At 42.9% G+C, this 21,387-nt stretch carries 19 protein-coding genes and 1 tRNA gene; 13 read left to right on the plus strand and 7 right to left on the minus strand.

The annotated features are described in order from the left end of the window. Window positions 1–15: 15 nt before the first annotated feature. From ACDQ55_RS18370 to ACDQ55_RS18380, 3 genes are all read right to left on the minus strand, one after another. Window positions 16–1,320, minus strand: coding sequence for a Gfo/Idh/MocA family protein (locus ACDQ55_RS18370; protein ID WP_420982946.1), 1,305 nt, complete (start codon window positions 1,318–1,320; stop codon window positions 16–18). A gap of 137 nt (window positions 1,321–1,457) precedes the next feature. Continuing rightward, complete coding sequence (locus ACDQ55_RS18375; RefSeq protein ID WP_420982947.1) at window positions 1,458–2,954, minus strand: magnesium chelatase; 1,497 nt, start codon at window positions 2,952–2,954, stop codon at window positions 1,458–1,460. A 57-nt stretch (window positions 2,955–3,011) separates the two neighbouring features. Beyond that, entirely contained in the window at window positions 3,012–4,106 is a 1,095-nt protein-coding gene (locus ACDQ55_RS18380; protein ID WP_420982948.1) for a vWA domain-containing protein, read from the minus strand. Between the two features lie 228 nt (window positions 4,107–4,334). Here ACDQ55_RS18380 and ACDQ55_RS18385 point away from each other — a divergent pair, with 228 nt between their 5' ends. Then, on the plus strand, window positions 4,335–5,180 hold the full coding sequence (locus ACDQ55_RS18385; protein ID WP_420982949.1) for a sugar phosphate isomerase/epimerase family protein: 846 nt from the start codon (window positions 4,335–4,337) through the stop codon (window positions 5,178–5,180). A 114-nt stretch (window positions 5,181–5,294) separates the two neighbouring features. Here the strand turns inward: ACDQ55_RS18385 and ACDQ55_RS18390 are convergent, their stop codons facing one another. The 4 genes from ACDQ55_RS18390 to ACDQ55_RS18405 all read right to left on the minus strand — a co-directional run bounded on the left by ACDQ55_RS18390 (window position 5,295) and on the right by ACDQ55_RS18405 (window position 10,912). Further along, the gene (locus tag ACDQ55_RS18390; protein WP_420982950.1) at window positions 5,295–8,531 is read right to left on the minus strand and encodes a DUF2723 domain-containing protein; all 3,237 of its coding nucleotides are present in this window, start codon (window positions 8,529–8,531) and stop codon (window positions 5,295–5,297) included. 210 nt (window positions 8,532–8,741) lie between these two features. Next, window positions 8,742–9,035 carry a putative quinol monooxygenase gene (locus ACDQ55_RS18395; RefSeq protein WP_420982951.1) on the minus strand — a complete coding sequence of 98 codons (294 nt, stop codon included), beginning with the start codon at window positions 9,033–9,035 and terminating at the stop codon, window positions 8,742–8,744. Beyond that, window positions 9,032–9,859 (minus strand): SAM hydrolase/SAM-dependent halogenase family protein, encoded by an 828-nt coding sequence (locus tag ACDQ55_RS18400; RefSeq protein WP_420982952.1) that lies wholly within the window; start codon window positions 9,857–9,859, stop codon window positions 9,032–9,034. Before ACDQ55_RS18400 ends, ACDQ55_RS18395 begins: the two co-directional genes overlap by 4 nt. A gap of 240 nt (window positions 9,860–10,099) precedes the next feature. Continuing rightward, complete coding sequence (locus ACDQ55_RS18405; RefSeq protein WP_420982953.1) at window positions 10,100–10,912, minus strand: SDR family oxidoreductase; 813 nt, start codon at window positions 10,910–10,912, stop codon at window positions 10,100–10,102. 169 nt (window positions 10,913–11,081) lie between these two features. Here ACDQ55_RS18405 and ACDQ55_RS18410 point away from each other — a divergent pair. The 12 genes from ACDQ55_RS18410 (at window position 11,082) to ACDQ55_RS18465 (ending at window position 21,132) form a co-directional block, all read left to right on the plus strand. Continuing rightward, window positions 11,082–11,154, plus strand: a tRNA-Lys gene (locus ACDQ55_RS18410). A 252-nt stretch (window positions 11,155–11,406) separates the two neighbouring features. Next, window positions 11,407–12,669: a site-specific integrase gene (locus ACDQ55_RS18415; protein ID WP_420982954.1), complete on the plus strand. Its 1,263-nt coding sequence runs from the start codon at window positions 11,407–11,409 to the stop codon at window positions 12,667–12,669. A gap of 191 nt (window positions 12,670–12,860) precedes the next feature. After that, window positions 12,861–14,147, plus strand: coding sequence for a hypothetical protein (locus tag ACDQ55_RS18420; RefSeq protein ID WP_420982956.1), 1,287 nt, complete (start codon window positions 12,861–12,863; stop codon window positions 14,145–14,147). An 18-nt stretch (window positions 14,148–14,165) separates the two neighbouring features. Further along, entirely contained in the window at window positions 14,166–14,549 is a 384-nt protein-coding gene (locus ACDQ55_RS18425) for a helix-turn-helix domain-containing protein (protein WP_420982958.1), read from the plus strand. Window positions 14,550–14,815: 266 nt separating this feature from the next. Continuing rightward, entirely contained in the window at window positions 14,816–15,463 is a 648-nt protein-coding gene (locus tag ACDQ55_RS18430) for a hypothetical protein (RefSeq protein ID WP_420982959.1), read from the plus strand. After that, window positions 15,384–16,067 carry a hypothetical protein gene (locus tag ACDQ55_RS18435; RefSeq protein WP_420982960.1) on the plus strand — a complete coding sequence of 228 codons (684 nt, stop codon included), beginning with the start codon at window positions 15,384–15,386 and terminating at the stop codon, window positions 16,065–16,067. Before ACDQ55_RS18430 ends, ACDQ55_RS18435 begins: the two co-directional genes overlap by 80 nt. A gap of 235 nt (window positions 16,068–16,302) precedes the next feature. Next, window positions 16,303–16,866, plus strand: coding sequence for a toll/interleukin-1 receptor domain-containing protein (locus ACDQ55_RS18440; protein WP_420982961.1), 564 nt, complete (start codon window positions 16,303–16,305; stop codon window positions 16,864–16,866). A 74-nt stretch (window positions 16,867–16,940) separates the two neighbouring features. Continuing rightward, window positions 16,941–17,444, plus strand: a complete 504-nt coding sequence (locus ACDQ55_RS18445; protein WP_420982962.1) for a molecular chaperone Tir — start codon at window positions 16,941–16,943, stop codon at window positions 17,442–17,444. Further along, window positions 17,444–18,724 (plus strand): TRAFs-binding domain-containing protein, encoded by a 1,281-nt coding sequence (locus ACDQ55_RS18450; protein WP_420982963.1) that lies wholly within the window; start codon window positions 17,444–17,446, stop codon window positions 18,722–18,724. The genes ACDQ55_RS18445 and ACDQ55_RS18450 overlap by 1 nt, the downstream gene beginning before the upstream one ends. 22 nt (window positions 18,725–18,746) lie before the next feature. Next, the gene (locus tag ACDQ55_RS18455; protein ID WP_420982965.1) at window positions 18,747–19,163 is read left to right on the plus strand and encodes a TIR domain-containing protein; all 417 of its coding nucleotides are present in this window, start codon (window positions 18,747–18,749) and stop codon (window positions 19,161–19,163) included. Window positions 19,164–19,181: 18 nt separating this feature from the next. After that, window positions 19,182–20,069 carry a DUF4231 domain-containing protein gene (locus ACDQ55_RS18460; RefSeq protein ID WP_420982969.1) on the plus strand — a complete coding sequence of 296 codons (888 nt, stop codon included), beginning with the start codon at window positions 19,182–19,184 and terminating at the stop codon, window positions 20,067–20,069. A gap of 37 nt (window positions 20,070–20,106) precedes the next feature. Next, entirely contained in the window at window positions 20,107–21,132 is a 1,026-nt protein-coding gene (locus ACDQ55_RS18465) for a TIR domain-containing protein (protein WP_420982966.1), read from the plus strand. Window positions 21,133–21,387: the final 255 nt, after the last annotated feature.

Genomic DNA, 21,387 nt, shown 5'->3' on the forward strand with positions numbered 1-21,387 from the left:
CATTATACGGTTGAGTTAGATAATATCAGGAATTTTATAGCCGTTGTGATAAGCTGCCACCAGGAATTTGTTGGCATCGTTGTCGGTAAACTGGCCGGCACTATCGTTCCAATAAAGCTTTTTACCTGTACGATAGGCAATATTACCCATTTGTGCGGTAGTAGCCACCAGGGCGCCTGCCTGCACTGGGGCGTGCAGGTCGCCGAACTGCCGTGATTTCACGGTAGCTATAAAGTTGGAGGTATGTAAGTCTAATCCGTTATCAACAGATTTTTGCCGGGGTACTGCTTCCATTTTGCCCTTTTCCGGTATTACTTCCCAACCGCCACGGTTTAGCACGAGGGTGCCGTTATTGCCGATAAAGGCAATGCCATGATCCCGTCCATAAGGTCCTCCATCGATGCCGGTAGCCTGTTCCCACTGGATGTTGTAGCCATCAAATTCGTATACAGTTGTCAGTGTATCCGGAGTTTCCGCAGCATCGTCTGGATAGGCGAACTTGCCGCCGGCTGCCATAATAGATTTGGGAGCGCCGGATTTCATACCCAACAGGGCATAATCCAGCAGGTGTACACCCCAGTCGGTCATGAGACCACCTGCATAATCCCAATACCAGCGGAAATTGAAGTGGAAGCGGTTTTCGTTGAAAGGACGGGTAGCAGCAGGGCCTAACCAGGAAGTATAATCTACTCCCGCCGGCGGCGTACCATCTGGTTTTACAGGAATGGATTTCATCCAGCCCATGTAAGCCCAGGCCTTTACCAGGCGTATCTTGCCCAGTTGTCCGCTGTGTACAAAGTCGATTGCATCCTTAAAGTGTTGTTGGCTGCGCTGCCACTGCCCCACTTGCACAACGCGGCGGTACTTTTGCTGTGCAGCCACCATGGTCCGGCATTCTACGATAGCATTACCCATGGGCTTTTCTACATATACATCTTTTCCGGCAGCACAGGCGTCGGTCATTTGTAAACAATGCCAGTGATCTGGTACGCCGATGATCACCGCATCAATATCCTTATCTGCTAATAATTTACGGTAATCGCTATAGGCTTTTACCTGGATGCCTCTTCGTGCCAGCTCGGCCACCCGTTTGTTTAATACGTTTTCATCTACGTCGCATAAAGCTACACATTGGGCCGCCGGATTTTTCAGCATGGCATTCAGATCAGACCAGCCCATGCCATTGATGCCAATAGCAGCAATATTTACCCGGTCGCTGGCAGCAGCAGCTTTTAGGGTGCCGGGGAACGCGGATGCCAGGCCAGCTCCGGCCATTAAGGTAGACGTGGACTTAATAAAATTTCTGCGCGAGTTATTCATTGTGGTGGAATTGTGGAATTAACGATTATACAAAATAGGGAAGTTTGTGGAAAGGAGCAAGGGGCTATACCCAAATAAAGAGGCTATCTCCGTTTTTGCAAACATAGGGAGGTAGCCTCTTCGTATATATAACGTGGTTATTCTTCTTCCGATTCTTCGTTGCTCAGGCTGAAATTCATCATAGTGCCCAGGAGATCACTGAAGCGGGTTTCATTTTCCACCACTTTTTTGCTGATCAGGGAGTAGGAAGACAGGCCATGCAATACAAATTCCATGAGCAAGAGGGATTCTTTATTATTAGCTTTAGGGAAGCGTGCTTTCACCAGTTCCTTTAGGCCTTCCACTTTTGCTAGGGTGGTTTCGTACTGTTTGTCGCTGATATCTTGCAGCAGCTGTACGGCATTACCTTTATCGAACCACTGGATCACGCTACGGTATGGATTTTCCACCGGAGCGCTTTGTTTCTTTTTCTTAAAGGAATCCGGATTCGGGAAATAGATAGCGAAGAGGGTACGGATAGCTTTATCCAACAAGTTGTGGGCTACCTGCAGGGGGCCTTCCTGTTCTCCTTCGTACACCAGCTCTATTTTACCGGTGATGGCAGGGATAATAGCCTGAAGGTCGGCAATGCGTACCTGGGTTTCTTTTTCCTTGTTGATAATGGCGCGGCGCTCTCCTGCACTTACTGCGTTTTCGTAAGCGGCAATCGTTAAGCGGGCAGATACCCCGCTTTTTTTGTCTACATATTCGCTGCTGCGCGCTTCGAAAGACACCTGTTCGATGAGGCGTTTCACCATATCGGCGATCTGTACTTTCGCTTGTTCTTCGTGAATATTGGCTTCCTGTTCTGTGATGAGCAGGGCGTTTTCTATTGTTTTCGGGTAATGGGTGATGATCTGGCTTTCGATCCTGTCTTTCAGCGGCGTAACGATAGAGCCGCGGTTAGTATAATCTTCCGGGTTGGCGGTGAATACAAACAGGATATCAAGCGGCATTCTCACTTTGAAACCTCTGATCTGTATATCTCCTTCCTGGAGGATATTGAACAAAGATACCTGGATGCGGGCCTGTAGATCCGGTAGTTCGTTGATCACGAAGATACCGCGGTTGGAGCGTGGGATGATACCGAAGTGGATCACTCTTTCGTCGGCGTAGCTGAGTTTCAGGTTGGCCGCTTTGATCGGGTCTATATCTCCTACCAGGTCGGCCACAGAAACGTCTGGTGTGGCCAATTTTTCACCATAGCGGGCGCTGCTGTGTAGCCAGGTAATAGGCGTATCGTCTCCTTTTTCTGCGATCAGATCGCGGGCATAGCGGGAGAGTGGATTAAACGGATCGTCGTTTACTTCCGAGCCTTCCACTACCGGGATGTATTCATCCAGCAGGTCGGTCATTTGCCGGGCCATACGTGTTTTCGCTTGTCCGCGTAAGCCCAGGAAAAGGATGTTGTGACGGGAGAGCAGGGCTCTTTCTGTATCGGGGATCACTGTGTCTTCATAACCGATGATGCCAGGGAAGGTACTTTCCTTATCTTTTAATTTTTTGATCAGGTTCCGTCTGATCTCTTCTTTCACTGAAACTGGTTTATAGCCACTTTTTCTTAATTCGCCTAGTGTTTTTATGCTTGTATTCATCTGTGATAATTACGATTACAAATATTGCAGGCTTGTTAGCCGGGAAGGCTGCCTGCTTTAATAGAACTTTCTTTTGCCGTTTTCAAAATCGCGGAAAAGGAATTGCCCGAGTTTGTCTGTACCTGAGAAGAAGGCTTTGCCGCTATTGGTTTCCGTAAATTCCTGTACAAACTTCTGGAGCCAGGGATCGGAGGCCACCATGAAGGTAGTGATCGGTATTTTTAGTTTTTTGCATTGTGCAGCCAGGTTAAGGGTACGGTTGAGTATTTTCCTATCGAGGCCGAAACTGTTTTTGTAGTACTGGGTACCTGTTTTGAGGCAGGTGGGTTTTCCGTCTGTGATCATAAAGATCTGCTTGTTAGGATTGCGCCGGCGGCGGAGCAAGTCCATGGCCAGTTCCAGGCCGGCTACCGTATTGGTGTGGTAGGGGCCTACCTGTAAATAGGGCAGGTCTTTGATCTCTATCTGCCAGGCGTCATTACCAAAAACAATAATATCGAGGGTATCTTTCGGATACCGGGTAGTGATTAGCTCTGCCAGTGCCATCGCCACTTTTTTGGCAGGGGTGATCCTATCTTCGCCATACAGGATCATGGAGTGGGAGATATCGATCATCAGCGCGGTAGAGGTCTGGGTTTTGAAATCAGTTTCCTTTACCTCCAGATCATCCTGGTGGATAGAGAAGCTATCGATGCCATGGTTGATCTGGGCATTGCGGATTGATGCGGTAATATCCAATTGATCTACTCCGTCTCCAAATTCGAATGGCCGCGTTTCGGCGTTCAGCTCGTCGCCCATACCCGGTTTACGGATATTATGATTGCCGGCAGTTGATTTTTTTAGTTTGCCGAAAATTTCTTCCAGGGCATTTTTGCGTATGGTTTGTTCGGCTTTAGAGGTAATCTCGATTTCACCGCTTTCTTCATTTTCGCGGATATATCCCTTATTTTTCAGATCTTCTATAAAGTCGCCAATACCGTATTCCCCGTTGGTGAGCTGATATTCCTTGTCTAGTTCGGTGAGCCATTGCAGGGCTTCCGTAATATCACCGCTGGTATAGGTAAGGAGTTGGGTAAAAAGGTCCAGTAATTGCTGGAAAGGTGGCTTTTTGTTATCGTCCGGGTTGAACCTGGTAAATTGTAATCCTCTCATAACACATCTTCTATTGTATTAAAATAACCGTCTTCTATAATAAAAATACGCCAAAAAATGATGTGATTCATATGATTTCTTTGGACATCCCGGATGAACAAGGGGGTAAGAGGGGGGTGGAGGGTGTTGTTACCGGCCCTGTTTCTCCGGGTTATTAAAAAAATCAATTCCATCACATTGATTTTTTGCTTGAAACCAAGTACTTTCAATCATCAAAAAAATATCTATATGAAAAAACTGAGAAATGCATTAGTGCTGGCAGGCGGTCTGGCGATTGCATTGTTTGCAAAATCTGCTGCTGCACAAAGCAGGGCAGACGCCTTGGGCTGGAAGTTGGGTGCACAGGCATGGACATTTAACCATTTCACGTTTGCAGAAGCATTGGATAAAATGGATAGCTGTGGTATCCAGTATGTGGAAGCTTACCCCGGACAAGTGATCGGTGGCGGAATTGAAGGTAAATTCGATTACCATATGTCGCCGGATAAACAGGAGCAGGTAAAATCGCTGTTGAAAAAGAAACGTAAAGTACTGATTGCTTTTGGCGTAGTAGTACCTGAATCTGCCGCAGAATGGCGTATGTTGTTCGATTTTGCCAACAGAATGGGCATCCAGAGCATTACTTCTGAGCCTAAGGCGGAAGACCTGGACCTGATCTCTTCTTTGTGCGACCAGTACCAGATCAAACTGGCGCTCCACGACCATCCTAAACCCAGTCCTTACTGGAATCCAGACCTGGTGCTGGCAGCTATTAAGGGTAGAAGCAAATTAATGGGTGCCTGTGCAGATATAGGCCACTGGGTACGTTCTGGCCTTGATCCGGTAGAATGCATCAAAAAACTGGATGGACATATTGTAAGTTTGCATTTCAAAGACCTGAACGACAAATCTCCTGATTCCCACGACGTAGTTTGGGGCAATGGTGTTTGTCAACTGCCAAAAGTGTTGGAAACCTTGAAAAACCAGAAATTCAAAGGACTGTTTTCTGCAGAATATGAATACAACTTTGATAATAATGTACCAGAAGTAAAGGCTAGTGCCGCTTTCTGGAGAACAATGGTAAGTAACATGTAGTCGATACTGATACAAGGATAAAACACCAGCGCCCAGGGGAGAAGCCCTGGGCGCTGGTGTTTTACAGATAGTTAAAGCAACTGGGTAAACGGGAGTGGCTGTTACTTTCCGTGATTACTGTTGGATAGAATCCGCTGTATTTACAGCATTGGAATCTTCCTGGGTATTTACCTGAAGGAGTCCTTCTTTATTATTTTTGGTGCCATTTACACCGAATTCACCTTTCATCTGGTGGAGCCAGGCGACGAATTGTTGTGCATTCTGGCCGTCACGTTGTAAGTCGTTGGTCATTTTGCTGGCAGGCAGGGAGCTATAGTAACGAATTTGTTGTTCGCAATCTTTGATCACCTTGTCGGCCAATTCATCTGCTCTTTTCGCATCTCCAGCCATATAATACGCATAGATGGTTTGGATGGACGTATAGTTATGCATATTACCTGGTGTGGTTAGTGCATAAGGGAAGTTGGTTTCCAGTATGTTTTTGTCCATATAGTGGAGCACATTCAGCGCGCTGTCTTTGGCCAGCCCTTCCTGTGTCATGGCAACAGACAGTTTGGTAAATGCTTGGCGCAGGTACATGATCATTTTACGGTTTGGCTCATCGAAATAGGTACCGCGGGTTTGTGCGCCACCGAATTCGAATTTATGCATCAGGTTGTTATACATTACGCCTACGTTAGCGTTGATGTCCATGCCCAGCGGATCTGTTGAAGTAGCTTTAGGCAGCGGCACCAGGTGGTAGGTGAGACCGTCGGTTTGCAGGTAGTCGTTGAGGCCAAGGTCTGTAGGGCTGGTAAAGTAGATAGGTCTTTTCCAGTTATTGGCTGCAATGATATCATATACTGCAAGGTCATTTTTCAGCAGATAATTCTTAGATATTTTGAAAGGCATGGAAGGGAGGATCTTCGCACTGTCTTTCGCTGCTACTACGCCATTTTCCAGGATCGTTTGTTTGTCGACCGGAATAAACAGCTGACGGGTAGGCAGGAAGTTTTCAGAGCCGCCATCCTGTGTAGTTACTTTACTGTTAGGATCATCGCTACCCATGAAGGCCATGATTTCTTTCAGGTTAAAGTATTTATCAGCAGGAATATTTCCCGGATCAAAGAAGCGGATGTAGTTACGGTTTTCTCCTTGGTATTTATCTTGTGTCCAGGTCATAGGGATGGCCGGGCTTTCGTTCACAGCTTTACGCATTTGATCGATGTACCAGTCTACACCCAGGAGGCTCAGGTTAATTACCCTGATGTCTGGGCGGATACCTTCTACTTCCTGAGCGTACCAGAGCGGATAGGTGTCGTTATCGCCTACGGTAAAGAGGATAGCATCTTTCTGGCAGGATTCCAGGTAATCTTTTGCCACATCCCTGGCTACTGTTTTGGTAGAGCGATCGTGGTCATCCCATTCCTGGAAGCCCATTAATACCGGTACCGCCAGCAGGCAAACAGCCGTTGCCAATACAGGGGAGAGCGGGCTTTTTATTTTCTTCTTCAGAAAACTATAAACAGACAATACGCCCAGGCCGATCCAAACTGCGAATGCGTAGAAAGAGCCTACATAGGCGTAGTCACGTTCACGTGGCTGGTTACCTGCCTGGTTGAGGTAGATAACGATGGCGAAACCTGTAAAGAAGAACAGCAGTGATACGATGAGTGTATCCTTACGGTGGTGTTTATATTGATAGAAGAAACCCAGCAGGCCCAGGATGAAGGGCAGGAAGAACATGGTGTTGTGCGCCTTGTTATCTTTAAGACTGTCTGGCATCATGGATTGGTCGCCGTAGATCAGGTTATCAATAAACGGAATACCAGAGATCCAGTTACCATCCCTTACGTTGCCATAGCCTTGGGTATCGTTTTGTTTTCCGACAAAGTTCCACATGAAGTAGCGGAAGTACATAAAGTTCACCTGGTATTGCAGGAAGAATTTGATGTTATCGACGAAGCCAGGTTTTTCGCCTTGCTGGAGGCCCAGCCAGGTGCGGTAAAAGTCGGCATGCCCCTGATCGTTGCTGCCATCCCATACACGGGGGAACAGCATCATATCGTCTGGTGCATATACCGGTTCCATTTTTTTACCGGAGATCTCATATTTTTTGGCACCGCGGGCATAGATGTTACCACCTTCCTTGTATTCTGTAGGGCGTGCGGTAAATACTTGTCCGTATACCAGTGGGAAGTCGCCATATTGTTCGCGGCCCAGGTATCCTACCAGTGAAATAGGATTATCTACATTATACATATCTACTGAAGGATTGGCAGTAGAGCGTACCATAGTGGTAATATAAGTAGAGTATCCCAGGAGCATGAACAGTACGAACATGATAGTGAGGCGGCTAAAATGAGCGGTTTTTGCCAGGTCCATTTTCACGCCTACTGATTTCAGGAGGTAAGGTATAGCTACAAAAAAGGCAGCCAACAATACTTTAAAGAAGATCACACCGCCGCTGGTATCGTTGAAAACAGGTATCAAGATGATAGTGGCGATCACGATGAAAGGGGCGTAGATACCGAATTTCGGTTTCCTGTAACCGATCACCAATATGGCTATGATAGCGACGAAGTAGAAGATAAATCCGGAGAAATATCCCATGCCCAGGCTATTTACAAAGAAAACGTCCATATAACCGGAAGCCTTCACAGTGTCCTGGATCAGGTATTTTTGTACAATACCGGTAATGCCGCAACCGATTACAAATGCCCAGAAAGTACCCCAACCGGTTACTTTGTAGCGTCTGAAATAGTATACCATTACCATGGCCGGGATGGTGAGGAGGTTCAGGAGGTGCACACCGATAGAGAGTCCGAGCAGGTAGCCGATCAGTACGATCCAGCGGTCTGCATAGGGTTCATCTGCTTCGTGTTCCCATTTAAGGATGGCCCAAAATACAATAGCGGTAAAGAAAGAGGACATACCATATACTTCCCCTTCCACGGCGGAGAACCAGAAAGAATCGGAGAAAGTATAGGCCAGTGCTCCTACGATACCGGCGCCCATAATGGCTATCATTTTTTCCCGGGAAATCTCTTCACCGGGTTTTACCATTAAGCGGCGGGCAAAGTGGGTAATGGTCCAGAAGAGGAACAAAATAGTGAAACCACTGGCCAGGGCAGTCATAAAGTTCACGCCCAAAGCAGCTGTTGATGGTTTCAGGAACATAGTAAACAATCTTCCAAGCAACACGAACAAAGGTGCACCGGGCGGGTGTGGAATCTGTACTTTATAAGCACTCGAAATAAACTCGCCGCAGTCCCACAAGCTGCCTGTCGCTTCCATTGTTTTAACGTAAACAAAACAGGCAATGATGCAGATAACCCAGCCGACCAGGTTGTTGGTCCTTTTAAAATTCATAAGGTTGTTTTAAGGTCCGACAAAAATATAAAAAACGGCAAATTATGCTAATCTGGCGAACAGTTTTAACTTTTTGTAAATATCTTTTTAGCTGTAAGCCTTTGGTTATTAGCTTTTACCCCTACCAGACGGAAGTTTCCCCTGAGATTAAAATTATATTAGCATTTGTGGTTACAGGTGGTTACTGGATTAAAAAGCGCCAGTTGCCTGTTAGCAGCTGGTGACCTGTTTTACGGTCCAGGCGGTGGGTTTGGCATTAAAAAGCACTTTGGTTGCCGCCCAGGTTTCGCGGAACAGGTCTGATTGCCGGTATTGTTCAAGTGCAGCTTCCGATTCCCACTGGCTGAAGGTGAACCAGGTATTGCCAGAGGCTTCGTGTTCCCAGAGCTCCAGGTGCAGGCATCCGGGAAAATTCCGGATCTGTTGTTGTTGCCGTGAGAACAATTCCCGGAAGGTAATTACTTTTTCCGGGTCGAATTCCATCTTAACAATACGGTTGATCATTGAAAAATTATTCTTACAGTTTGGTAGTATGACAGCTGTTGGTATCCCGTTGGATGGGTGAGCTGGTCGCGGTGGAAGCCCTGCAGGCCGAATAGTCCGGCTGCATTGCCTTTATTGATCGCTATTTCCAGGTATCCGGCTGCATTAAAAAGTGCCAGTTTGGTGCCTTCCGGCACGTCTGCATACGTTTCGCTGATCTGGCTGATGACTTCATCGCGGCGGAAGAAGATCTTAAACCGGCGGTTTTTACGTTGCATATCGAATTGCTGCCGGGTAATATTCACCACTACATTCTCGAAACTGTCGATATGGATGATCTGTCCTTCGATGAAATCTGCTCCCACCAGGGGTTGCAGATTATTTTTAACATTAATCTGCTGGGTAAGCGGTCCGAGTTCGCCCAGCGCCCTGCCGCGGCTTAGCTCTCTGGCGGCATTGGCCAGCAGTTGTATAATGGTAAACGTATTTTTAGGCGCTTTGGGGGGCAGCGGGAGCTTGATCACTTTTTCGGGCATGCCATCGGCGATCATGGTAAGCAGGCCATTATCGGCACAGCCGATGTACTGCCCATTATGTTCTGCTACCAGTACATGATCGGGACGTTTGTCGAATAAATTGATCAATACAAAATGAAAAGTACCCAATGGAAAATAGGCGAAGGCACTTTTACAGATGTAAGTAGCCTGCGGCAAATTGAAAGGGCTGATATGATGGGTGATGTCCGTAACATGACATTCCGGGCAGTATTGCCAGAGTTGCCCTTTGATGGCACCTACCAGGTAATCCTGCATCCCTATGTCTGATGTTAATGTTATAATGGACATGCCAGAAAATCTAAATCCAAACCCAAGTGTTCAAACCCACAAATCAAATCCCTATCACTATTCATCCGTTCCTATATCCAGAATGGCATATTCAATGTGCGCTTTCCGTCCAAAAAAGATGCCATGGGGGGTTATGTGAGTAAACTTTACTGCAAATAAAGGCAAAAAACCCCATGTGATTGTATTTTAAGCGGAATTTTTTGCACTAACGTTAACGACTACAGCGAATTAGTTGTTTAATTACTGAAGTGGAGAACCCGGTTCTTTTTTAAACACATTGTATACTATCCCATCCAAAAAGCCCGGTACCAGCTTATTCAGCAAAACGGTTAACTTGCCCTGGGTGGTAAGTACCAATGTACGTTTACGTTTGGCAATCGCCTGGGTAATAGCAGCTGCCACGGCTTCTGCACTCATGAGCTTACCTTCATCGAGCGGCGTTTCGCTTTGTGCTTGTCCCTGTGGATTGAGGGCGGTATTACGTATGTTGGATGCCGTGAAGCCAGGGCATACCCACATTACGTTTACGCCAGTGTACAGGTTTTCTGTGCGTAACGCCTCCAGGAACCCCTGCATAGCGAACTTGGAAGCAGAATAACCCGTTCTTGCCGGCAAGCCCCTGTACCCCGCAATAGAAGATACCCCTACGACAGTGCCCTTGTTGGCCAAAATAGAAGGGTAAGCAAATTTAGTGCAGTATACGGTACCCCAGAAGTTAATGTCCATCAGCGATTTCAAGACATTGATATCAAGATCGCGGAACAAGGCCCTCATAGAGATGCCTGCGTTATTGATCAATATATCTATCTTACCGAATTTAGCAATCGTACCTTCAATAAAAGCTTTACAATCTGCCTCTATACTCACGTCGGCTACAAAAGTGAACAGATCGCTATTGCTGAGCTCCTGCTGTAATTCGTTGAGCGCATTTTGTTTTCTTCCACATACCGCTACCTTAGCGCCTTGTGCTAGCAAATCGGCCGCCAAAGCTTTTCCAATTCCGGATGACCCACCAGTAATAACGACAATCTTGTTCTGAAAAGATGTTTTCATGGATATAATTTAGCTGCACAAAAATAGGTGTAACAACATTGTATTGCAAAACCTTTTCTGAGAGATCATTGTTGTATTGAAGTACGGGAGGGAGATTTGAGATTTTTTTTGTGTAAAAATTTGGCAGGAATAAAAATATTCCTATTTTTGCACCCGCTTAACAGTAAAGGATTCCGTAGCTCAGTTGGTAGAGCAATACACTTTTAATGTATGGGTCCTGGGTTCGAGTCCCAGCGGGATCACTACTAAATCATCAAAGGAAATTAAAGCCGCTTGAATCGTAGGATTTAAGCAGCTTTTCTGCTTTTACCATAGAAAGGTAAACCATATTAAACGAATCTGAGAGGATACAAAAAAGGATACAGTAAATAATTTTAGTTTTACTGTATCCTTTTTTCTGGTAAATGCTTATCAGTAAAGGGTTTTAGGACTTACAAACCGATACAAAACAAACCAAACAAAATTAAAAATCGGACCTAAAACTTTATTGGACTATGAAAGTAAGTCAAGAGTTATCAATCCTTTTTCATCTCCGCTACGACAACCTTAATCCACAAGGCAAAGCAACGATCTGCGTTCGTATTACTGTTACCGGTTTTCCCAGGGATGGGTTTTCACTGGGCTACAAAGTGGAACCTTCAAAGTTTAACAAAGATGCTGGTGCCATCGTCGGTAAATCTGCAGAAGCGATAGAAATCAATAAACACCTGCAGCATGTAAAGACTGAACTTATCCGGCATTACAACCTCCTGAAAGCGGTTGACGATACCGTAACCCCGACGATGATAAAGAACTCCTACAACGGTATCAACAGGGAGAAACGCACACTTTTGGAAGTCACCGATTTTCATAATGAAAAGTTTAAGGAGAAGGTAGACAAAGGTAAACGGTCAGATAAAACTTTAAAAAAGTGGCATTGCACCAAAGACAAAATTTCCGCTTTTCTTTCCAATGTTATCAAAATGAAAGATATCCCGCTGGGTAGAATTGAGTATGCTTTTGCAGAGGACTTCTTCGATTATTTGACATTAACGGAAGGCCTCCAGGATAACAGCGCGATGAAGTATATAAAGAACACTAAGCAGCTACTTAAATTGGCTGTACAACGTAAATGGTTAAACGCAAATCCGATTGAGGATTATGTGTGTTCTTATATCAATCCTGAACGTGATATTTTAAGCGCGGATGAATTGAGTACGATGTATCATAAAGACTTTTCTATTCATCGCCTGCAGGAAACAAAAGATGCTTATCTCTTTATGGCCTTAACTGGCTACGCTTATAAAGATGCGCTGTTGCTTACCCGCGATCACGTTGTTAAGTTCTTCGATGGTGAAGACTGGATCGTTAAAAACAGGGAAAAGACCTGGTGTCGTGAAAACGTTCCTCTGTTGCCTATTGCAAAAGAGATCCTGAAGAAGTACGAAAATCACCCGTACTGTATCGCCAACAATGTGTTATTACCTATCAATACCAATCAGCGGTTTAACGGTTACCTGAAGGAAGTAGCGGATCTCTGCGGCATAGATAAGAACCTGACAACCCACACCGCCCGGCATACCTTCGCTACCACAGTAACACTGGCCAATGGTGTACCGCTGGAAACGGTGAGCGCCATGTTAGGCCACAAGTCCATCCGGACGACGCAGATCTACGCTAAGATTGTTGCTTCAAAGGTGAGTCAGGACATGAAAAGTTTAAAGGCTTCCTTTAATCTGGCCATTCCGGAGTCCTTATTGCTTAGTGCTGTAGCATAGTGGCCTATTTCGTAGGTGACCGGCGCCGGTCACCTACTAGTACAAAACCGACATTAACAACTGGTTAACAGAGGGTTATGTTCTAAACCTATTTATTGCAGACCTTGTTGAAATAGCAGGACCCTCCCGGCATAACATATCCTTAAATAACCTTGACACCAAACCATCTGGCGCTAGAAAAACCATGTTCCATGCAGCAAACCTATCAATTATCCTACTTTGAAAAGCTGATTAGAATTGAGCTCAAAACGAGATTTCAGCAACACAAGAAACCAGAAGCAAATTACCTTAACCAAATCCTTGATGAGGCTACAAGGCAAAAGGACTGGTTCATACAGGAGTTTAGCCGACAGCTTTATGATCTTGGAAAGCGGAAACAGGCTAGGCATTTACAGAATCATCAACACCAGCTCATACAGTTGATGGACCTGACCACCGAACACCTGGACACAGATGATATATTGAGCCGAACGGATGCCCCGCCTGACGACTCTTGGAGGTACCTATACAGATTTTTGTACAGCATACTGGCCGAAATCCTTTCTTTCATTGAAAGGCAGTACCCTCAACATATGGACATAGACTGTAAAATCCCTGACGCTTATCTGTACCTGGCACGAGAGAGCTATGTTGCAGCAATGATGCTACTACAGGAAAAGTCCGAAGACGGAGAGGTGGAAGCTTTATTAATCCCGATACTAATACAGCCCTTTGAGGACTTTCTTGAAATAGAACACCCTGGACAATTCATCAGTTATAGCCACCTATATTATTTAACGAAACTTAGTAGTCGGATACGTCAGATCCTTGACAGTTGCCACTCTGAGACAATTACCGAAAGCATAGAATTGGAACTACATGCTTTAAATTTCAACTCCCCTGCATACTTGCAATACTGGACAGACCGCGCCAGTAAAGAAATAGAGCAATTACCATCCTCACGGGACCGGCTAAACCGGTTAATTTTCCTCCAAAAGAAAATTGCCCAGACCCGTACTAAACCAGGGATTAGCTTAAACAGACTTCACGACTCCTTACGGAATCAGCTATTGTGCTGGATTTCGGCGGAAATCGCCTACCAGAAGGAAAGAGAAGTCATTTCATTATCCATCCATTCGATAGGAGAACTTGACCGGTGGAAAGATTTTAAAGTGCAGACTGGCTTTTCAGTTCCTCAGATGGGCGCTATGCTGAAATTGCTTTTTGACAGTGGCTACTACCTGAATAAAAACAAAACGGAGCTGCTGGACTTCTTTTCTTTCTTCTTCACCTCAGCGAAGCAGGACGTGGTTTCCAGCCAAAGCCTGCGAAGCCATTTTTATAAAGATAGTGCCGCAGTATCCAGAGCTGTACAGGAAATCCTGGGGGAGCTGCTGGACATCTCACAGAAAGGCATCAACGTTTTATGCTGCTTTATCTGGAATCTGTATGTTTTCCATGATTTCCTTCCGCTAAGCGACTGGTTAGACCTATTCTAAAATAAATTTTAAAAATTTTTGTCTTTAATAATCAATGTGTTACAGGGGGTTGCGTATACCCCCGTGACTGTTTTTGTGTTCGAAAAGAATATTCTTTTGCTGCTGTATCAAACAAACATAAATCTTATGGCAGCAGAAATCCTAACACGGGAAGATCTGGCGATCTTCAAAGTTGAATTATTCAAAGAACTACGGGAAGTAATAAGTTCCCACCCGGCACAGCCCCGCAAGTGGTTAAAGTCCTACGAAGTCAAGGACCTACTCAACATCTCCTCCGGCACACTTCAGAACATGCGTATCAACGGCACCCTTGCCTATACGAAGATCGGCGGCCTGATATTCTATGACTATGAGGACATACAGAAACTCATGACTGCAACCGGACCGCATAAACGCTCCTGATGCCGGTGTTACCTGCACATACGAACTATATAAAGCATTTGAATTCCTTTTTCATAAAGGTTCGGACGGATGATCGTCTGTACGCGACGCATATTAGTTTATACATGGCTTTATTTCAGACCTGGAATCAATACCGCTTCAGTAGTCCGTTTCCTGTGGTACGGGAGGATATTATGAGGTTATCCAGGATAGGGTCACGTAGTACTTATGTCAAGTGTTTGCGGCATCTGCATGATTGCGCTTATATAGTCTACCAGCAGTCAAGTATGGCGTATGCTCCCAGTTGGGTATCTATTGTGCCACTCGGCAATATGTTGACTGAAGAAGAAAGCCGACAATTATTTCTTTTCCACCCACTAAATCAGGACGAAAATGAGCAAGGTTATCTACCCAAAAATGGGCTTTCTACATGGCCCATAATTGGGCCTCATATGCGGCCCAAAAGTGAGCCACATACGTGGCCTAAAAGTGGGCCACACTCAGGCCCAAAAGTGGGCCTCTTTTATAAACATATAAACAATAATAAACTAGAGGGAGAAAACAGGCTCCCGCCCTCAAAAAAAAATAAAGATGAAACAGGTAAAAAAAATAACCTGCCACATAAGGACGCACCCCGCGCGGAAAATTCAAAAGAAGAACAACGGGAGCTCCCGACCTTATCCCAGGTGCAGGACTTTTTTAACTCCCACCAGTACGCACCACTGGAAGGTGACAAATTTTTTCATCATTACCAGGCAAACGGCTGGCGGCAGGGTGGACAAACACTAATTCTGGACTGGCAGTCAGCGGCTCATAAATGGATGCTCAACATTCACACACAAACGCAAACAAACCATGACAAACATACCAAATCAACACACGGAGCAGGACGACTCCACTCCAATGAAAACAAAAACTATTCGGACCCCTTATGATTACCACCTGCTCATGCAGCAATTGGAAGAACACGGGAAAACTGTCTACGGCCCGGCCTTTAAGATCGAAGAAATAGACCGCCCTGTTGTACTGAAGTTGCTGGCGTATTTCTTACAAGACGAGGAAGTGGCCAAATCCGAGGGATTAGACCTTCAGAAAGGGGTACTCCTCACCGGGAGGATTGGGTGCGGTAAAACGTCCTTAATTACGCTAATGCGACCCCTTTCGGCAGACTCCTATACGCCGCATATGGTTTCCTGCCGCGAAATCAGTTTTGAGTTTAGTAAAATCGGCTACGATATTATCAGCAGGTATAGCCGAAATGCCTTCTTTCCATACACTGACACTCCCCGTGTTCATTGCTTTGATGACCTGGGCGTTGAGCAACCGGTAAATCACTGGGGGAATAGCTGTAACGTAATGGCCGAAATTCTGCTGTCCAGGTATGATTTGTGGATCTCCAAAAAAATGCTCACCCATATTACCACAAATCTGAATAGCCAGGAATTGGAAGATATCTATGGTAATAGGTTACGCAGTAGATTACGAGCAATGTTTAACTTGATAGCTTTTCATCCAGACAGTGGCGATAAAAGGAAATAAGCGAAGTTAGAATTCGATACCATTTACAATCTATTAACAAATTGCAAAACATATTTTAAATTTTGATTGTATAGATTTGCACCTGTTTGTGATTTCTGAAAGGCAACATCAGAATTATTCGCTATCAAGAAAACTTAAGTCATTGATCCCAATTGAAGTTATCTTGATTTTATATGGTGTTTTTTTTAAATTTTATTTTTAATATATTACATTAGGTAATGTAGCAGTTTGAATTATGTCTCAAAATAGATATTATCAACCGATAAATGTCAGTAATAAAGCGCAGTACTTTATTAATAATTCCAAATGCGTATTTATATCTTATCAGTCGCAAGACAGGGAAGCGGCAAAAAAGATTGCAGACTATATACTAGCTGCCGGAATTGATGTTTACTTTGATCAGTATGATGGAGATTTGAGAATTGCAAATCAAAGTAAAAATCCAAAAGCGTTAGTTGAAAGTCTATGTAAAGGGGTGAATTCTAGTTCACATATGTTAGCTGTTGTTTCTCCTAATACCTTGCAATCACGATGGGTTCCTTTTGAAATTGGCTTCGGATATGACAAAACCGAGGTAATCACCTTATGCCTCAAAGGAATTCCAGTTGGAAGCCTACCGGAATATTTAAGGACAAAAACTGTCATTCGAGATGTTTACGATTTGAACCGTCGTTTGTCTGATTTTGCTGGACAGAGTTTTCAGGCAATGAAGGTATTCAATAGACTGAAGGATGAAGATTATACTAATCCATTGCTTAGTGTTATGGATGGCTTAATTGCAGATACTTATCGAGTATGAAAAGGAAATGTTTTATATCGTGTAAAACCGAAGATTTCGCGTATAAGGAAAAAATTCAAAGGCTTAATATTGACATGATCGATAAATCTTTGAATGATGCCATTAACTCTGAGGATGAGGATTATATAATGCGTAAAATCCGAGAAGATCATTTAATCGATTCAACTGTAACTATTCATTTAATTGGATTACGTAGTAGCGATATATATGGTTGGGAAGAGCAAAGGTATATCAAACGTGAGCTTCAGGCCTCACTTTATAATGGTACTGGAAATACCCGTAATGGAATTCTTGGAATAGTTTTGTCAGAAGCGACTGAACGTATATTCCGCGGTCGTAGGGAATGTAAAAGATGTGGCAAAACTCATGGGTTGGTATCTCTTAATCGAGAGACCACCATTTCAGAATTTTACCATAATTACTTTATTCCGAATAATAAATGTAATCATATTGAAGATGATAGATATTGTGTACTAGTCAAATGGCAAGATTTTCTCATCAAACCAGACTTCTATATTGAAAAGGCTTTCGCCAAACGCGAGCATCCTATATCAGAAAAGGTAAAAGTAAAGCCCTAATGACTAAGACTCCTAAAACTTGTTTTGTTATTATCGGTTATGGGCCGAAGACAGACTATTCCACAGGAAGAATAATTGATCTTGATAAATCCTTTGAATATATTATCAAACCAGCTTTTGAGGAGCTAGGTTTTTTATGCTATAGAGCGTGTGATATTAATCATAGTGGTGTTATCGATACGCATATGTATGATAATATTTTGAAGGCCGATTTTGTTGTTGCTGACTTATCAACCCTAAATCAAAATGTTCTATACGAATTAGGCGTAAGACATGCAGTGCGTAAGAATACAACAATCATTATTGCTGAAAGTGAACTACTGTACCCATTTGATTTAAGTCATATTGTCATTGAATCTTATGAGCATTTTGGCAAGGGGATTGATCATGGGGAGGTTATCAGGTTTAAGAAACTACTACAAGAAAAAGCTCGAGAATTATTAGCAAATCCTAAAGTAGATAGCCCCCTGTATACCTTGTTTCCTGATTTGGAAATTCCTCGATTTTCGGCAAAAGAGGTGGAAGCAATTAAGGAGAATATAAAGGAGGATGGATCTCTTTCAGATTTAATGTCTGCTGCTGAAGCAGCAAAGAATAATAAAGATTATTGTACAGCTATTAGTCTATTAGAGCAAGCTTTAGCTCTTAATCAGGATAATATTTTGGTTTCACAACGCCTAGCACTTATGATTTATAAATCAGAAGTGCCAGGTAAATTGAAATCATTATATAAAGCACTTGAAGTATTGCAACCCCTTAATCCACGTATGAGTACTGATATTGAAACATTAGGTTTATCTGGTGCAATATATAAACGTTTATTCGATTTAGAAGAAAAGCTAGAGGATTTAGAACTTGCGATTTGGTATTATGAAAAAGGTTTCTATATAGCAAATGACTACTATAATGGTATTAACCTCGCTTTTGTTTTAATGGTAGGTGCCTGCCAAGAAACAGTAGCCTTAAATGCTCTGTTTTATTATGGGAGTTCCAAGCGTGTGAGAAGAAAGGTAAAAGAAATATGTATTGCACACCTTAGTGACAGGTCATGGACATCAAGGGAAGATAAAGTGTGGATTTTTCTTACGTTAGCTGAAATAGCGTTTGCAGTTGATGATCTTGATGAAGAAAAAATATACATTGATAAGGCAAAGAAATTGGATGATAATCGTTTTGCGTTGGAGTCGTATATGGAACAAAGAGAAAAGTTTTCTGTCCTGAAAGATCGTTTTGAGAAAAAATATCAAGAAGCATTGAGATTATTAGAAAAGTTTGAATAGTAATAAAATAATATTGTCTATTATGGTTAAGAAAAAAGTTTTTGTTAGTTATGATCATAGCGAAGATTTGCATTATAAAAATCTTCTTAAAGCTTGGAATAGTAACCCGAATTTTGATTTCTCATTTGATCAGCGCTCCCCGGATGTCGCAATTAATAGTATAAATGCGTCCACAATACAGGCTGCGTTAACATCGATGATGAAACAAGCCGATTACCTACTTGTGATTATTGGAGAAAAATCACATTTGAGCTCATGGATGAATTGGGAGATTAGTAGGGCAAAAATGTCTGATGTTAAATTAAAGCTCGCAGCTGTTAAACTGAGTTATTACAATACGACACCTTCAGGGTTGTTGGGAGTTTCTACGTCCTTTGCTAATTCATTTACAGAAGAAGGGATTATATCAGCCTTAAACAATGCTTCAAATTACTATTAGACTTAAATTTTAAATTTGGTGAATTTAAATGATTTTCCAGGAATCCTGCGCGCTGCAGAAAAAGTAAGCCGCTCTTCCCAACGCTCTTATATCGGCTTAATGAAAACCAACTTAATATTTGGGATAGTTGGTGCAGCAATAACTATTTATAACTTTGAACAAGTTGATCCTAAGGTGTATGTTTATTGTTTTTCTCTCTTACTTTTACTTGGTGCATTGTGCCTAACAGTGATTGTTAAGCGTTGTAACTTTGAAGATTTATGGTACCAAGCAAGAGCATTGTCTGAGTCAATAAAAACATTAATGTGGAGATATGTGACGTGCTCTGAAGGTTTTGAGAGTTCATCCAGTTCGATAAGTATTCAGACCAAGTTTAACCAACAAATAATGGAGCTCCGAAAACAGTTTCCTGATCTTGAGGAGAGGATGGATGTTAGGTTGTTGAAAGAAGCATCTATTAGTGAGGAAATGAACCAGGTAAGGTCTTTAGGTTGGAAAGACAGACAAACCATATATTTTAATGAGCGTATCGTTAATCAGATAGAATGGTATGCAAAGAAATCCAAGTATAATAAAAAAATGAGAAATGGGTGGTTTGCTGTTGTTGTTGGGTGTCAAGCCTTAAGTGTAATTGCGAGCTTGTTCTTAATTATTAATCCAGCCTCTTCTTGGAATTTAGTAGGCTTGTTTACTACGATTTCTGCTGCAGCAATAGCCTGGGTTGAAATGAAACAGTTTCATGAGTTGGCTCAGGCATATACGACAACCGTAGCCGAATTAGGCCTCATCAGATCCTTAAATAATCATTTGCAATCAGAAGATCAATTTTCAAAGTTTGTACTTGATTCGGAAAACGCAATATCTAGGGAGCATACTATGTGGCTTGCACAAAGGAGGTATAAATAGATAGATACTCAGTATTATAGTTCAATTTGAATACTTTATGGCGAAAAAGACAACAACCGTCGATAAACAGGAAGAATCCACTCAACCTACGCAGATTACAAAAACACCTTTGGTGTTTATAAGTCATGATACCAGAGATGCTGATCTGGCTGAAGCATTCAGCCAGTTGTTGAGTAACTCAAGTATGGGTATTCTTCAGTCATTCCGTTCTTCCGATAAAAAAGGTACTCAGGGTATTGAATATGGCACTTTATGGTATGAGGAAATTTTTAAGAAGCTAAACGAAGCTTCCGATGTAGTCTGTTTATTGACCCATCATAGCATTGATAGACCTTGGATTCTCTATGAAGCTGGTATAGCCATTGGGAAATCAGGTACTCCTTTGATTGGAATAGCCCTTGGCCTACCCCTTAGTATGGCCAATAGCGGCCCTTTTGCCCAATTTCAGAACTGTGCTGATGATGTAGATTCATTGACGAAATTGGTTAGTAATTTGGTTAGTAAAATTCCTAACGCTAGACCAATTGAAGAAGTTATTAAAGGACAGGTTAATCAGTTCTTGGAAAAGGTTGCTCCTATAGTAAAGAAACAAAGTAAATCGGAAAGTAAGGATTTATCTGAGGATACTCCAGTTGCGAAACTTTTTGAAGAAATTAAGATAATGTTTCAGGATTTGCCAGGCAGAATTGAAAAAAATATCTCAAATAGTAGTCCTAATAAAAAGTTTAGAAGGCTTCATCCTATGATGTTAGAAGAGCTTGCTATGATATCTCAGGATGATGGTGTTGGTTTTCTAATGATTTTGAGCATGCTTAAGCATGATTTTCCATGGATTTATGATATTGGTTCTGAAGCGTTGAAGAAAATCAAGAGTTCAAAAAGTATTAAAGACAAGGAAATCGCATCAAGGAATTTTTTTAGAGTTTTGAACGTTTCCTTAAACCATCCTATAATGAATGATCTTGCTCATAAACAAGATTATTCGCTTTATAGAGAGATGCTACAAATGTTAGAAATGTCTTTGGATCGATTAATAAGAGTGGACTCGAAAGATCCTTTTTAGGCTTTTCCAAGAGGAATAGTAGAACTATGCGGGTTTATAGGTCTCGCTTCGGCCTCAGTCGGCAAAAAGGGCGCCCCTCCGCTTCGCTCCGGGGCTTCGCTCTCTGTCACCTTTTTGCGCTCCTTCGTCCTCTGTCTCGTCCTAAAATAAGTTTACATATTTTAAAAATAAGTCCTAAAATAGATTTGCGTTTTACTCTTAGTCCTGCTCCTCATTTACAGTTCCTTTTTTAAGATAATAGTTTTTCCATAACCT

The sequence above is a fragment of the Chitinophaga sp. 30R24 genome (assembly GCF_049056765.1).
In the GTDB taxonomy this organism is placed as follows: Bacteria; Bacteroidota; Bacteroidia; order Chitinophagales; family Chitinophagaceae; genus Chitinophaga.